This window comes from Microbacterium sp. STF-2 (assembly GCF_034650155.1).
GTDB classification, from domain to species: domain Bacteria; phylum Actinomycetota; class Actinomycetes; order Actinomycetales; family Microbacteriaceae; genus Microbacterium; species Microbacterium maritypicum_A.
Window position 1 is genome coordinate 2743797 of the sequence record NZ_JARKMW010000001.1, and the last position, 13688, is coordinate 2757484.

General features: G+C 68.7%; 14 protein-coding genes. 9 read left to right on the forward strand and 5 right to left on the reverse strand.

The features are described from left to right. Positions 1-18 precede the first annotated feature (18 nt). The 4 genes from MicroSTF_RS13245 to MicroSTF_RS13260 form a co-directional block, all read right to left on the reverse strand. Entirely contained in the window at positions 19-1344 is a 1326-nt protein-coding gene (locus MicroSTF_RS13245; RefSeq protein WP_322956187.1) for a threonine/serine ThrE exporter family protein, read from the reverse strand. A gap of 20 nt (positions 1345-1364) precedes the next feature. Then, entirely contained in the window at positions 1365-2720 is a 1356-nt protein-coding gene (locus tag MicroSTF_RS13250) for an anaerobic C4-dicarboxylate transporter family protein (RefSeq protein WP_021200189.1), read from the reverse strand. Next, positions 2717-3457 carry a peptidase E gene (locus MicroSTF_RS13255; RefSeq protein ID WP_029258853.1) on the reverse strand — a complete coding sequence of 247 codons (741 nt, stop codon included), beginning with the start codon at positions 3455-3457 and terminating at the stop codon, positions 2717-2719. Before MicroSTF_RS13255 ends, MicroSTF_RS13250 begins: the two co-directional genes overlap by 4 nt. A gap of 102 nt (positions 3458-3559) precedes the next feature. Beyond that, positions 3560-4297, reverse strand: a complete 738-nt coding sequence (locus MicroSTF_RS13260; protein WP_021200191.1) for an SGNH/GDSL hydrolase family protein — start codon at positions 4295-4297, stop codon at positions 3560-3562. Between the two features lie 182 nt (positions 4298-4479). On the opposite strand from MicroSTF_RS13260, the gene MicroSTF_RS13265 reads away from it, so the two are divergent. Further along, positions 4480-5613, forward strand: a complete 1134-nt coding sequence (locus tag MicroSTF_RS13265) for an MFS transporter (protein ID WP_322956192.1) — start codon at positions 4480-4482, stop codon at positions 5611-5613. A 37-nt stretch (positions 5614-5650) separates the two neighbouring features. Continuing rightward, positions 5651-6190 carry a hypothetical protein gene (locus MicroSTF_RS13270; RefSeq protein WP_029265613.1) on the forward strand — a complete coding sequence of 180 codons (540 nt, stop codon included), beginning with the start codon at positions 5651-5653 and terminating at the stop codon, positions 6188-6190. Positions 6191-6240: 50 nt separating this feature from the next. Here MicroSTF_RS13270 and MicroSTF_RS13275 read toward each other — a convergent pair whose 3' ends face one another. Next, positions 6241-6939, reverse strand: coding sequence for an alpha/beta hydrolase (locus MicroSTF_RS13275; protein ID WP_021200203.1), 699 nt, complete (start codon positions 6937-6939; stop codon positions 6241-6243). A 94-nt stretch (positions 6940-7033) separates the two neighbouring features. Between MicroSTF_RS13275 and MicroSTF_RS13280 the strand changes: the two genes are divergently transcribed. The 7 genes from MicroSTF_RS13280 to MicroSTF_RS13310 all read left to right on the forward strand — a co-directional run bounded on the left by MicroSTF_RS13280 (position 7034) and on the right by MicroSTF_RS13310 (position 13682). Further along, the gene (locus tag MicroSTF_RS13280) at positions 7034-7414 is read left to right on the forward strand and encodes a nuclear transport factor 2 family protein (RefSeq protein WP_322956195.1); all 381 of its coding nucleotides are present in this window, start codon (positions 7034-7036) and stop codon (positions 7412-7414) included. Positions 7415-7446: 32 nt separating this feature from the next. Beyond that, entirely contained in the window at positions 7447-8082 is a 636-nt protein-coding gene (locus MicroSTF_RS13285; protein ID WP_322956197.1) for an NADPH-dependent F420 reductase, read from the forward strand. Between the two features lie 65 nt (positions 8083-8147). Beyond that, a complete protein-coding gene (locus tag MicroSTF_RS13290) occupies positions 8148-9101 on the forward strand; it encodes an NmrA/HSCARG family protein (RefSeq protein WP_322956199.1) in 954 nt (317 codons plus the stop codon). A 3-nt stretch (positions 9102-9104) separates the two neighbouring features. Then, entirely contained in the window at positions 9105-10424 is a 1320-nt protein-coding gene (locus MicroSTF_RS13295) for a hypothetical protein (RefSeq protein WP_322956200.1), read from the forward strand. Between the two features lie 6 nt (positions 10425-10430). Continuing rightward, positions 10431-12254 carry a glycoside hydrolase family 15 protein gene (locus MicroSTF_RS13300; RefSeq protein ID WP_322956202.1) on the forward strand — a complete coding sequence of 608 codons (1824 nt, stop codon included), beginning with the start codon at positions 10431-10433 and terminating at the stop codon, positions 12252-12254. A gap of 55 nt (positions 12255-12309) precedes the next feature. Beyond that, positions 12310-13218, forward strand: a complete 909-nt coding sequence (locus MicroSTF_RS13305) for an LssY C-terminal domain-containing protein (protein WP_136024597.1) — start codon at positions 12310-12312, stop codon at positions 13216-13218. Next, complete coding sequence (locus MicroSTF_RS13310) at positions 13215-13682, forward strand: hypothetical protein (protein WP_322956204.1); 468 nt, start codon at positions 13215-13217, stop codon at positions 13680-13682. Before MicroSTF_RS13305 ends, MicroSTF_RS13310 begins: the two co-directional genes overlap by 4 nt. Positions 13683-13688: the final 6 nt, after the last annotated feature.

Sequence of the window (13688 nt, forward strand, 5' to 3'; positions counted from 1 at the left end):
CTGCGCCGTCCGGTCGCGTCAGCGGTCGGCCGACCGACGCCACGGAGCCGTGAGCCGTGACCAGAATCTCGGAGTCGACGTGGTCTCGTCGGGCGCGGGCAGGGCCACGGCGAACTGCACGATCTCTTCCGCACCATGATGCACGACGCGGTACAGCGCGGTGCCGATGAGCACACCGAGGGCGATCGACATGACCGAGACGAGGGCCGCGACGAAGTCGGTGAGTCCGCCGTCGGTGGCGACCGCCTCGGTGAGTCCGACCAGACCGGCCGCTCCGGGGACGAGCAGCCAGAACGCCGGCAGGAACGTGAGCTGCGACGGCGCCCCGTGCCGGAGCCCCGCGATCCAGAAGACGACGGGGGCCATCACGAGCGCGCCGACGAAACCTCCGACCGTGGGGCCGACGAACTCGTTGCCTGCCCACTGCCCCGAATACGCGACGACCAGGGCGATCAGCACCCAGCCGAAGGTCGAGGGCGGCGCCGAGAAATGCAGATAGTTGCCGAGCGCGAAGACGAGGATGCCGATGATCGCCACCCACCACGGCAGGGGGGAGGTGGCCTCCAACGGTTCGTACGATCGCGACTCCACTCCCACCACGGTGCCGGCGGCGAGGATGCCGAACGCCAGGAGGGCCAGCTGCACGAAGCCGTAGACCAGGCGGGAGGCGCCGGAGATCATCTGTCCGGCCGCCAGCTCGACCGTCGCCGTGGTCAGCACGCCGCCGGGGAGGAACGTCACCAGCGGCGCGATGAGAAGACGGATCGGATCGCCGATCTCGATCACCTCGGCCAGGAGGAAGACTGCCGCCGCACACACGAACGCGGCGGCGATGGGCAGGATCAGCTGGAGTGTCGGCGACCGCACCAGCTTGAGCAGCCCGATACCGAAGCCGAGCACGAACGCGACGATCACGCCCTGCCAGGTCGGCGCGAGCAGCAGGGCGAGCCCGGTGGTGAGGATGGCGTGACCCAGGGTGCGCGTGAACCAGTCGAGCCGCGGGCGCATGGCTCCGATCTCGTTCAGCCGTCTGATGCCGTCGAGTGGCGGGATCGCCCCCGTCCGCGCCTGGCCGATCAGTTCGTACAGCGCGGCGATCTGATCGAAGCGGAAAGAGGCGTTCGTGGCGGAGCGGATCGCGACGCGGGCTTCCTCCGACTCCCCGGTCTCGACGAGGATGATCGTCGGCAGCACGACGAAGTCGGCGTCACCGCCACCATAGGCCTTCGCGACGTCGGTCATCGTGTCGCGGATGCGGTCGACCGATTCGGCCGAGGCGTTCATGCCCTGCGCCAACCCGAGCAGGAACTGTCGCAGTGCGGTCCGGTCGACGCCGTCGGTCATGTCGTGGACGACCGCTCAGCTCACGTGAACAGGAACGAGAGCGGCACGCCCACGATGATCGCCACGGCCACGTAGATGAGGTTCGGCAGTTGGAACGAGTGGTCGAAGACGAACTTGCCCATCTTGGTGGTTCCCGTCTGGTCGAACGCCACGGTCGCGACCTGGCTGCCGTTGGCCGGCAGCGTGTAGATGCCCATCGCCGCCGGCCAGAGCCCCACCAGGAGCGAGGCGGGCAGGCCGATCGTGATGCCGATCGGCACGATCGCGTTCGTGGCGCTCGACTGGCTGGTCGTGAGCATCGCGACCGCGAACAGCGCCAGCGCGAACAGCAGCGCGCCGAGGAAAGCCGAAGACCCGGAGACCACCGAGCCGAGTCCGTCGACGATGAGGGTCTGGTTCGCGGCGACGAACGTGTTCGCCAGCCAGGCGATGCCGAAGAGCGCGATGGCGCCGACGATGCCGGCGGGGAACGTGGGCTGCTTGGGCACGTCGGCTGCCTTCACCTTGCAGAAGACGAAGATCAGGGCGGCGATGATGCCCATCACGACCTCGATGATCACGGTGACGCTGAGTCGAACCGGGTCGCCGGCGTCGTCGGTGCCGATGACCGGACGCAGATTCTCGAACAGGCCGAAGAGCACGATCACGCCGACGCCGGCCAGGAACAGCGAGGCGGAGAGGACGGCGGTCGACGGCAGCTTCTTCTCGTGGGCGTCGGTCTCCGGCGGCTTGATCTGGTGGTCGGCCAGGCGCCTCTGGAACTCGGGGTCGTCCTCCAGGTCCTTGCCGTGACGCATCATGACGAGTGCGGCGACGAAGAGCCCGACGATCGAGGCCGGCCACATGATGAGCAGCAGCCCGCCGAGGTCGACTCCCTGAGGGGCGAGCAGCACCACCATCGAGGCGGTGGCTGCGGAGACGGGGGAGCACAGGATGCCGACCTGCGAGGCGACGGCGGAGACCGAGAGCGCCCGCTCCGGACGGATCTTCTGCTGATACGAGACGTCGTAGATGACGGGCAGCAACGGGTAGAAGATGTTCCCCGTTCCGGCACCCACCGTGAAGAGGAACGACATCGCCGGGGCGAGGAAGACCACGGATCTCGGCCTGCGTCTGATCACCTTCGCCGCGACCGACACCATCCAGTCGATGCCGCCGGCGGCTTGCATGGTCGATGCGGCGGTGATGACGGTGATGACGATGAACACCGCATCGACCGGCGCATTGCCGGGCGCCTCGCCGAAGAAGAAGATGAGGACGGCCACGCCGACCAGCCCCCACACGCCGAGCCCGATCCCGCTCGTGCGGGTGCCCATGTAGATGGCGCCGATGACGACGATCAGCTCGGCGACGAGGATCCACACGTTGTCGTTCATGACGACGGTCCCTTCACGATCGGGGCGTTCCCGGCGAGTACCGTCGTGGGGAGTTCGGTCTCGACGATCTTGCCGTCGATGGCCTCGACGCGCAGCGCGAGGGCGTCCTCCACGGGGCTGACCGCGGTCACGAAGGTGGAGTTCTCGAAGTGCAGGGACTGGAGGTTGCCGACCGCGTACCCGGTGGAGAGCTCGCCGCTCAGCAGAGAGGCGTGGAACAGCGGACGGCGCTGGTCCTCGGCGTCGTAGTGCGGGCAGAAGCTGCCGTGCAGGAACCCGAGTCCCTCGGGAAGGACCTGCAGGGTGGGACCGTAGCTGTCGGTGGTGCCGCCTTCGAACCAGCAGATGCCCCCGGCGCTGCCTCCGGTGAACACCACATTCGAGTCGGGGTCCTCCCACATCTCGCGCATGATCTCGTCGAGGCCCTGCCGCTTCCACACGTCGAGCATGTTCGCGGTGTTCCCGCCGCCGACGTGGATCACGTCGAAGCCCTTGACGAAGCCGGCGAGGTCGTCGACCGCGCGGTGGAAGAGCGGCAGGTGGTGTGGCGCGCACCTGTCGGAGTCGTAGGTGGAGTAGAAGCTCACGATGTACGCGCTGTCGTCACCCGTGGCCGTGCCGACGAAGAGGACGCGGGGTCGCTCCTTGCCGGTGAGCTCGAGGATGTAATCGTGCGTCGGGTCGTTCCGACGCTCCATCATGGCCTTCCCGGCCCCTGTTGCCACCACGTGAGACATGCCCCCACCTCTCCGACGACTGCGAATGCGCTCAACCTAGCGGGGGCCTGCGGCGGCGTCCAGAGGCCTTTCGTCCACCGAGGGTGAGGGCGTCCGAGCGGTCTAGCCGTTCAGCCGGGCGGTCGCGACCATTCCTTCGAGCAGGGCGAAGGTGCGCGCGCGGGGCCCGTCGGGGCGGATGCCGATCACGTGCGCGAGTTCGAGCGCGAGGGCCGCATGCCCTTCGGTGTTCGGGTGGAACGGATCGTTCATGAGCCCCCACGGGACGCCACCGGCGCCGATATCGGCGAAGCGGGCGTACTGGTCGACCAGGATCACGTCCTCGCTCGCGGCGACGTGCCGCACGGCATCGGCGAACTCGCCGATGCGCGCCCGCTCCGGGGCGTTGCGGGTGTCGATCGCGGGCGGGGTCTGCAGCACCGGGATCGCCCCGAGCCCGCGCACCCGCTCGACGAACTCCCGCAGCGACGCGGCGTAGTCGTCCGCCGTGATGACCTCGCGCGGTCCACCGTCGGAGGCGTCGTTCGTTCCGATCATGAGCGTGACGACGTCGGGGTGCCACGACGCGACGCGACGGTCCCAGTCGCCGAGGAGGTCGACGATGCGGTTGCCGCTGATCGCGGTGTTCAGCACGACGTCGCGCACGCGCTCCAGTTCGCCGCGGATCAGCTCGTGCAGGTGCTCCGGGTAGCTGCGCCCGCCCTGTGTGTGCACTAGCCCGTGGGTGATCGAGTCGCCCGTGATGACCCAGTTCAGCGGCTCCGGATCCGCGAGGGCCGCGGCGATGCGGCGGAGGTCGGAGGCGGCGGATGCGGAGACGGAGGATTCGGCGTTCGACACGGCACCGAGCCTATCGGCCGCTTCGGCATCGGCTAGGTTGGGACCGTGAGCCCTGAGTCCGACAGACCGTAGATCGCGGGTCGAGCGCCTTCCGCGCGCTCCCCGCATCCGCTGTCGACCCTTCTCACCCGCTGTTCATCGCGCTGTGCGATTCGAGCGGCGTCTTCGTGTCTGGATGCTCCATGCCCCTGCTCGTCCCCGTCCTGGCTCTGGCGATCTTCGCCCAGGGCACCAGCGAGTTCATGCTCGCCGGCCTCCTCCTCCCCCTCTCCGTCGATCTCGATGTCGATCCGTCGACGGCGGCCCTGCTGACCTCGGCCTTCGCGGTCGGCATGGTGATCGGCGCCCCGACCATGGCGGTCTTCGCCAGCCGTTGGGCTCCGCGGCGCGCTCTCGTGCTGCTGCTGGTGGTCTTCATCGCCGCGCACGTCGTCGGCGCGCTCGCGTCCTCCTTCTGGCTGCTGCTCGCGACGCGCGTGCTCGCTGCCCTGGCGAACGCGGGATTCCTCGCGATCGCTCTGGCGACGGTCCGGGCCGTCGTCGATCCGGCGACGGTGACGCGCGCCGTCGCCGTCCTCCTCTCGGGCACGACCCTGGCCACTATCGTCGGCGTCCCTGCCGGTGCGGCGCTCGCGAATGCGTACGGCTGGCGCTCGACCTTCTGGGCCGTCGCGCTGCTGTGCCTGCCCGCTGTGGTCGCCCTGCTGCGGGACCGCACTCTCGTCGCGGTGCCGCGTTCGCCGAGGATCGCCGTGCGTGCAGAGCTCGGGGAACTGAGGCGTCGCCCGGTGGTCGTCGCCGTGGTGCTCGCGGTGCTCGTGAACGCCGCGACCTTCGGCGTCTTCACATTCCTCGCTGTGATCGGTGCCGATGCCGGGGTGGAGGAGACCGGGATCCCCCTGCTGCTCGCCGCCTTCGGGGTGGGAGCCTTCGTGGGTGTCTCCGCGACCGGCCGATGGGCGGCCCGCTTCGAGCGGGGCTGGATCGTGGTGGGTGCCGCGGTGACGGCCACGGCCTGGAGCGTCTTCGCCCTGTCCGTCGATTCCGTGCCGGGGGTGTTCTTCGGCGCCGCGGTCGGGGGCATGCTGTCGTTCGCCGTGGGCTCGGCCCTGATCGCCCGCATCGTCGGGCAGGCGTCGGGTGCCCCGGTGCTCGGCGGCGCCTATGCCACGGCAGCGCTGAACCTGGGGGCGTTCGTCGGTCCCATGGCTGCCGGCTTCGCCTACGCGCAGGCCGGAGCGCCCGGGGTGCTCGTCGCGGCTGCCGCTCTGGCGGCCGTCGGTGTGCTCCTCGCTCCCCTCCTTCGCGCGCGATGACCGCCCGGGAACCCGGGCGATGCGAAAGACTGGAGGCATGACCTCGCCTGCGCTCGATTCCCTCCTGGCCCGCATCGTCGAGAGCGGGCTGCTCGAAGATCCCATCGCCGAGAACGGCCTCGTCTACGGACGGGCGAGCATCGACGCGGCGGGAACCGTGGTCAACGTCAACATCGACCCGGAGCTCGACGACGATGACGAACACGGCGACGACGTCGATCTCGATGTGCTGATCGCGGCCGTCTCGCGCATCCTCTCCGTCGGGGAATCCCGTTGGCGCGCGGTGATCGACGAGGTGGCGACCGACATCGATGATGCGGTGGATGACGAGTCCGTGGTCGAGCAGATCGACCTGCGAGACGACCTCGAGGCGACCTCGGTCGTGGTGTTCGCCGACGCCGTGCTGCTCGCCTTCGTCGCGCCGAAGCAGTTCCCCGAGTCGCGCATCCTCGTGCAGCTCGACGACCAGCTCGACGTCGACGGGGTCGAGGTGCGAGAGCTCGACGGTTCCGAGAGCATCGATTTCGAGACGCTCGACGAACTGCTCGACCACATCAGCGGTCCCGACGAGAAGTGACCGTCGGATGCCGCGGCGTGGGCCCGCGGCATCCGACGGTCGATCGGGGGTCAGGCGCCGGCGAGGGCGGTTGTCGCGTCGTCGATCAGATCGCAGATCGCGGCGGGGTGCGAGGCGAGCGAGGCATGGCTGGCATCCAGTTCCACGATCTTGCGCGGTGACATCCGCGCCGCCATGCGCCGCTCGTTGTCGGGGTGGATCATGCGGTCCTGGGTCGACACCTGGTACCAGGTGGGCTTGACCTTCCAGGCGGGTGCGGTGACGTCGTCGCCGAACGTGGAGGCGAGCGGTGCCTTCTGGGTGACGGCCATCACGAGCGCTTCGTCGTCCGTCAGATCCTGGCAGAAGCTCTCCTGGAACTTGTCCTGGGCGACCCAGAGGTAGCCGTCGCTGTCCGGTGCGATGTTCTCGAACGCTGCGGGCGGGTGCTCCGCGCTGATCTGCCCGGGGTTCTCGCCCGCATCCGGAGCGAAGGCCGCCACATAGACGAGTCCGACGACGTTGGGCAGGTCTCCTGCCTCGGTGATGACCGCCCCGCCGTAGGAGTGCCCGACCAGGAGGACAGGGCCGTCGACCTGCCGGATCATCGTGCGCGTGCGCTCCGCGTCGTCGGCGAGCGAGGTGAGCGGGTTCTCGACCGCCTGGATCGATTCGTACCCGCGTCGCCGCAGTTCGACGATGACTTTCGCCCAGTGGGCGGCGCCGCCCCAGAATCCGTGAACGAGGATGATCGTCGGTTTCGTGGTCATGGGAATACCTCCTGCGTGGGATCGGTTACCGTACTCCGACCATATACTTTCCACGGAAAGTAATCTAGGCATCGCAGGAACCGAGAGGGACACCATGTCAGCCGAAGAAGATATCCGCGAGCTGCTCGCCACCTACGAGCGGGCACTCAATATCGATGACACCGCGCTTGCCGTGTCATGTTACACGCAAGATGGCATGTTCATGCCGACGACGCTGCCCACGGCCGTGGGCCCCGAGCTCGCAGAGGCCTACGACGCCGTGTTCGCGGCGATCCACCTCGCGGTGGTGTTCACGATCGACGAGGTGACCGTGTTCAGCGACACCGCGGCCGCCGCGCTGACCCGCAGCAACGGAACCCAGACCGTCCGCGCCACGTCGACCACCACGCCGGAGTCGAATCGCGAGCTGTTCACCTTCGCCGTCGAAGACGGCCGATGGAAGATCAGCCGCTACATGTTCAACAAGTCCGCATAGCACCGACCGCACAAGACCTACAGGAGATCACCATGACCACCGCCATCATCGGAACCGGAAAGATCGGCAGCATCATCGCCCAGGACCTCGCGGACGCAGGAGAGGACCTGATCATCGCCGGCAGCGACCTGGAGAAGGCGGCGTCGCTCGCCGCCGCGGTCGGCGGGAGTGCGCGTGCGGCCGAGGTGCCCGCCGCGATCGCCGCTGCCGACATCGTCATCCTCGCCGTCTGGTTCGACGTGTCGAAGAAGCTGATCGACGAGAACCGCGACGCTCTCGACGGCAAGATCGTCGTCGATCCCTCCAATCCGCTCGGCCCGGACGGGAACGGCGGATACGTGAAGATCCTCGCGCCCGAGGAGTCCTCGGGGCAGATCCTGGCCCAGAAGCTCCCCGCCGGAGCATCCCTCGTGAAGGCCTTCGGAACGCTGGGCGCGGAATCGATGAAGGTGAGCGCTCGGCAGGATCCTGCGATCGCACTCCTCTATACGACCGACGACGGTGCGGCCGGGGAGGCCGTCGCCTCGCTGATCCGCTCCGCCGGTTTCGCACCCGTGAACGTCGGCGGACTCGACCAGTCCGTGCGCATCGAGGTGTACGGCGAACTGCACGAGATCGGTGGGCTCGGCCGGACCGTCACCGCGGAGGAGGCCCGCGCCGCCCTGTGATGGATCTTCCCGAACCCGCAACCGCACGAACTGCAACCGCACGAAGAGCAACAGAAGGAAAGCCGATGAACGAACAGAAGAAGATCGCGGTCGCCGGTGCGACCGGTTCCCAGGGCGGTGGCGTCGTGGACGCCATCCTCGCCGACCCCGAGCAGCGATTCGCCGTCCGCGCGCTCACGCGCGACCCGGCGTCCCCGGCCGCACGCGCGCTCGCCGCACGCGGAGTGGAGGTGGTGCAGGCCGACTTCGCCGACGAGCCGAGCGTGGTCGCCGCACTCACCGGCGTCGATGGCGCGTTCCTGGTGACGAACTTCTGGGCGCACGGATCCGCTGCCAGGGAGCTCGCGGAGATCGCGACGCTCGCCCGCGCCGCCGCCGCGAGCGGCGTCGGCCACGTGGTGTGGTCGACGCTGGAGGACACGCGCGATCTGCTGCCCCTGGAAGATCCGCGAATGCCTGTGCTGCAGGATCACTACAACGTGCCGCACTTCGACGCGAAGGGCGAGGGCAACGCCTTCTTCGCCGCGGCAGGAGTGCCGACAACCTACCTGAACACGGCATTCTTCTTCCAGAACCTCGCGGCCTCCGCGATGGGGGCGCGTCGAGAGGATGACGGTGTGCTGACGCTGACGCTTCCGCTCGAGGACGGGAAGCGGATGTCGGCGGTCGACGTCTCGGACATCGGACGGACCGCGTTCGCGATCCTGGCCGCGGGCGACGAGTACATCGGCCGGACGGTCGGGTTGGCGGGGGACCACCTGACGGGAGCCGAGTACGCGTCCGTGTTGAGCGACGTGCTCGGGGAACCCGTGCGATTCCGGTCGATCGCGTACGACGACGCGCGCAGGTCAGGCGCTCCCGGCAGTGACGAGTTCGGCAACATGTTCCAGTACTACGGCGATTTCGACGCCGAGTTCACCGGGGCGCGCGACCTGACGTCACTGCGGAAGATCGTTCCCGGGCTCAAGGACTTCCGCACGTGGGCTCAGGAGAACGTCGCGCTGCTGACGGCCGAGTAGACGATGAGCGAACACACGGTGACCGTCTCGACGGCTCGGGAGCTGCTGGCCGCCGTCAGCGCAGGTGTCGAGGACATCGAGGTGCGCGGGAGCATCGTCGGGGCGCCGGGATTCACCCTCGCGCCCGGTGTGAGTCTTCGCGGAGGGACCCTGCAGTTCGGGGCCAGGGGTGTGCGGCTGACCTCGGACAACACGCTCGAGGACATCTCGATCCTGACGGCCGATGAGGAGGCGGCGATCCTCAACGACACCGGGGTGACCGATCTCGGCACCCTCACGCTGCGCAACGTCACCACGCGGGGGCAGATCGTCATCCTGGCGGAGGACCGTGTGCGCGGCGGGCACGTGCAGGCCGAGAACGTGCGGGTGCTCACCGCCGACCTGCGTGGACGGTTCCACCGTCCGCACGGGTTCGGCGTGGACGTCCTGCAAGGAGGCTTCACGCTGTGGAACCGGCAGGCGGATCCCGAGGTGGAGCTGACGGCGGAACTGCTCGAGATCTCTGCGGGGACGGAGGCTGAGCCGGTGTACGGAAGCGGGATCTTCGTCGGGGGACACGGAGATCGGGACGGGCGCGGTGCGGGCGGAACCGTGCACGTCACCCGACTGCGCACCGGAGAGGTGCACACCGACGGGGCGATCCCGGCGGGGACGCCGGATCTGATCTCGGCCGGGGTGTTCGTGCTCAGCGGGGCGACGGTCGACGCGGTGCGCACCGCGGGGGCCGTCACGACGTACGGACCGAACGACATGGTGCTCGACAACTGGGGATCGGTGGGCACCTGGATCGCCACGGGAGAGGTCGCGTCGCACGGGCCGAGCGGTATCGGGGTCGTGAACTTCGGCGATATCGACACCCTCGACGTGCGCGCGCCGATCGTCACGACGGGGAAGGGTGCCCGGGGCTTCAACCTCTACGACGGCACGTTGCGGGAGGCGAGGTTCCAGAGCATCCGCACGACGGGCGACGGGTCGATCGGCATCCAGATCAGCAGGCCGATGGGGAGGCTTGCGGTGGATGGCGATGTCACGACGAGCGGCGGTGAGGGGCTGAGCCTCGTCAAAGGCGTGCAGATGATGCTCCCGGCGATCGCGCTGAGCGTGACGGGGACGGGATCCGTCGACGCGCTCCGCATCGGCGGACGGCTCGTCACCGCGGGGGCTAACGTGGTCACACTGGAAGTGGGGGGACGTGTGGGCGAGGTGTCGATAGCCGGTGGCGTCCGCGCCACGGGAGCGGGCTCGAGGGCCGTGTCGCTGCTCGACAGTGCGGACATCGACAGCGCGGACATCGGCCTCCGATCGTCCGGCCCGAGGGGATGAGGCGCCGTGGGGGATGAGGCGGGCGTCCGCATCGAGGACTACGCGCTGCTGAGCAACTGCCGCACGGCGGCGCTGGTGTCGTGCGCGGGCAGCATCGACTGGCTGTGCCTGCCGCGGCTGGACTCGGCATCGACGTTCGCGGCGATCCTCGGCGACGAGTCCCACGGGCGGTGGCTGCTGCATCCGACCGACCCCGCTGCGACGAGCACGCGACGCTACGACCGGGAGACCTTCGTGCTGGTCACCCGATGGGAGAGCGGCGATGCGGTCGCCGAGGTGCACGACTTCATGCCGATGGGACTCGATCCCGATGCGGCGATCCGGCGGACCGATCTGGTCCGCCGGATCGTGGGAGTGCGCGGCTCCATGGTCTTCGAGCAGCGGCTGAGCATCCGCTTCGACTACGCCAGGGTGATGCCCTGGGTGCGCCAGGTCGGGCCGGAGGGAGACCCCTGTCTGGTCGCGATGGGTGGCCCGGATGCCCTCGCCCTGCGCGGTGCACCGCTGAAGCCGATCGACTATCAGCACCGGGGCGAGCTGGCGGTCGACGCCGGAGAGGTGCGTGACCTGCAGCTGACGTGGTTCCCCTCGCACCTCGACCTCCCCCATGCGCTCGACGTGCAGAACGAGCTGGACGCCACGAAGGCCTGGTGGCAGGACTGGGCCGATCGGATCTCGCACGACGGCCCGCACCGGGACGAGGTGGTCCGGTCGCTGCTGATCCTGCGGGCACTCACCAACCACGAGACGGGCGGGATCGCCGCCGCGGCGACCATGGCCCTGCCGGAGGAGATCGGGGGCGTGCGCAACTGGGACTACCGCTACGTCTGGCTGCGCGATGCCGCCCTCACCCTCGAAGCGCTGCTCGCCCACGGGTTCCTCGGGGTGGCGGGGCAGTGGCGGGAATGGCTGCTGCGGGCCGTCGCCGGGGACCCTGCCGACCTCCAGATCATGTACGGCCCGGCGGGGGAGAGAGATCTCCTGGAGCGCGTGCTGACGAATCTCCCGGGATACGAGGGTTCCGCACCGGTGCGGATCGGCAACGGTGCGGCGGACCAGTATCAGGCCGACGTCGTAGGCGAGGTGCTGGTGACGCTGTCGGCCGCGCGGGCGGCGGGACTCAACGAGTCGGGCTTCTCCTGGCCTCTGGAGCGCGAGTTGGTCCGATTCGCCTCCGAGCAGATCGAGCGCCCGGATCAGGGACTGTGGGAGATCCGGGGCGAACCCCGTCTCTTCACGCACTCACGGGTGATGATGTGGGCGGCGTTCGATCGCGCGGTGCGCGCGGTCGAGGAGCACGGGCTCGAAGGCCCCGTGGAGCGCTGGCGCGGGCTGCGGGATCGGATGCGCGAGGAGATCGATCGCGACGGTGTCGTCGACGGTCACTTCGTGCAGCACTACGCGACCACCGAGGTCGACGCCTCGCTGCTCCTCCTTCCGCAGGTGGGGTACTGCCGGCCGGATGATCCCCGGATGCTGGCGACGGTCGCACGCATCGAGCAGACGCTGATGTCCGACGGGCTCGTGCGTCGGTATCGCACCGGTACGGGGGTCGACGGACTCTCGGGCTCGGAAGGTGCTTTCCTGGCGTGCTCGTTCTGGCTGGTCGAGCAGTACGCGTTGACGGGGCGGCGTGCGGATGCGCATGCCCTCATGGAGCGGTTGTGCGGGCTCGCGAACGACGTGGGGATGCTGTCGGAGGAGTATGACCCGGTGGCGGGGCGGCAACTCGGCAACACTCCGCAGGCCTTCTCGCACCTCGCGCTCGTGCGTGCAGCGGATGCGCTGGCCCTGGCGGATCTCGGCTCCGCAGAGGAGAGGTCGCGCTGAAGGGGCGGTCCCTCGGCGTCTTCTCACCCGAGCGCGCAGTTCCTAGGATGTGGACATGACGGAACCGATCAAGCGGCGGGACCCTCTGGTCCCGCGCCGACGGTTCTCCGTCAACGCGGCTCTCGACGACGTCTTCTTCGTGTTCGCCGGTCTCGCCGCGATCTGGCTCGCGTATCTCATCATCACGGAGGCGTTCTCGTGGGGCTGGTGGGCCATCGGGTTCGCGGTGGCGTTCTGGCTGATCCTCGCCTACCTCGTGCTGCCGAGACTGCACTCCATCCTCACGCGCATCTACGTGCCCAGCTACTTCATCGGGCGGGCGCGAACGAGCGACGGCCTGCTCGGAGACCCGGTGAACCTCGCCGTCCTCGGCACCGAGGAGCAGCTCACCCGGTGCATGGCCGAGGCTGGGTGGACACGCGCCGATGACATCACGGCCGCATCGACCTGGCGCATCGTGTCGTCGACCATGCTCAGGCGCAGCTACGACGAGGCACCGGTCAGCCCGCTCTTCCTGTTCGGGAGACGGCAGGATCTCGCCTATCAGCAGGAGGTCGAGGGCAACCCGGCCAAGCGGCACCATGTCAGATTCTGGCGCTGCCCTGACGGCTGGATGCTGCCAGGTGGGCACCGTGTCGACTGGGTGGCCGCCGGCACGTTCGACCGTGCGGTCGGGTTCTCGCTGTTCACCCTCCAGATCACCCACAAGATCGATGCGGACATCGACATCGAACGCGATCACATCGTCCGCACTCTTCGCGAGGCGCACACCGGGGTGCGCATCGTCATCATCCGTGACTTCTCCACGGGATACCACTCCCGAAACGGCGGGGGTGACAGCATCCACACCGATGGCGATCTGCCCGTGGTCGATCTCCGCCGCGTGGTGCAGGCGCGGTCGGCGGATGCCGCGGAGGAGGCCGTCGAGGAGGCGCCGGTCACCGAGCTGCGGGGTCTGTCGTGAAGCGTCCTCTGGCCACCGGCCTCGGCACGGTGCTGATGTCGCTCCGGGTGATCTGGGGGTTCGTCTCGATCCTCGTCTACGTGCTGAACTGGACAGCGATCAGGGAGGAGATCTTCTCCACCGGCGACGGAACCGTGCTGGTTCCGCCGGATGTCGCCGACATCCTCCTCATCGTCGGGTTCAGCGCGCTCGGCGTCTGGTACCTGTTCTACGGTGTGCTCGCCGGCCTGGTGTTCGCCGGGTCGAACTGGGCCCGCATCGTGGCGATGAGCTTCGCCTCGCTCAGCATCATCGTCGTCTTCCTCGACTGGTGGAACGCCGGCATCCCCGTCACGTTCCGCACCTCGCTCGCGAGCGTCGCGCTCGACATCCTCGTGCTGCTCGCCCTGTCGGCGCAGAGCGCCCGGAGCTTCGCCCGGCGCAACGACCCCCGCTTCATCAGCACCGGTGAGCCACTCGGGTGAGGCCGT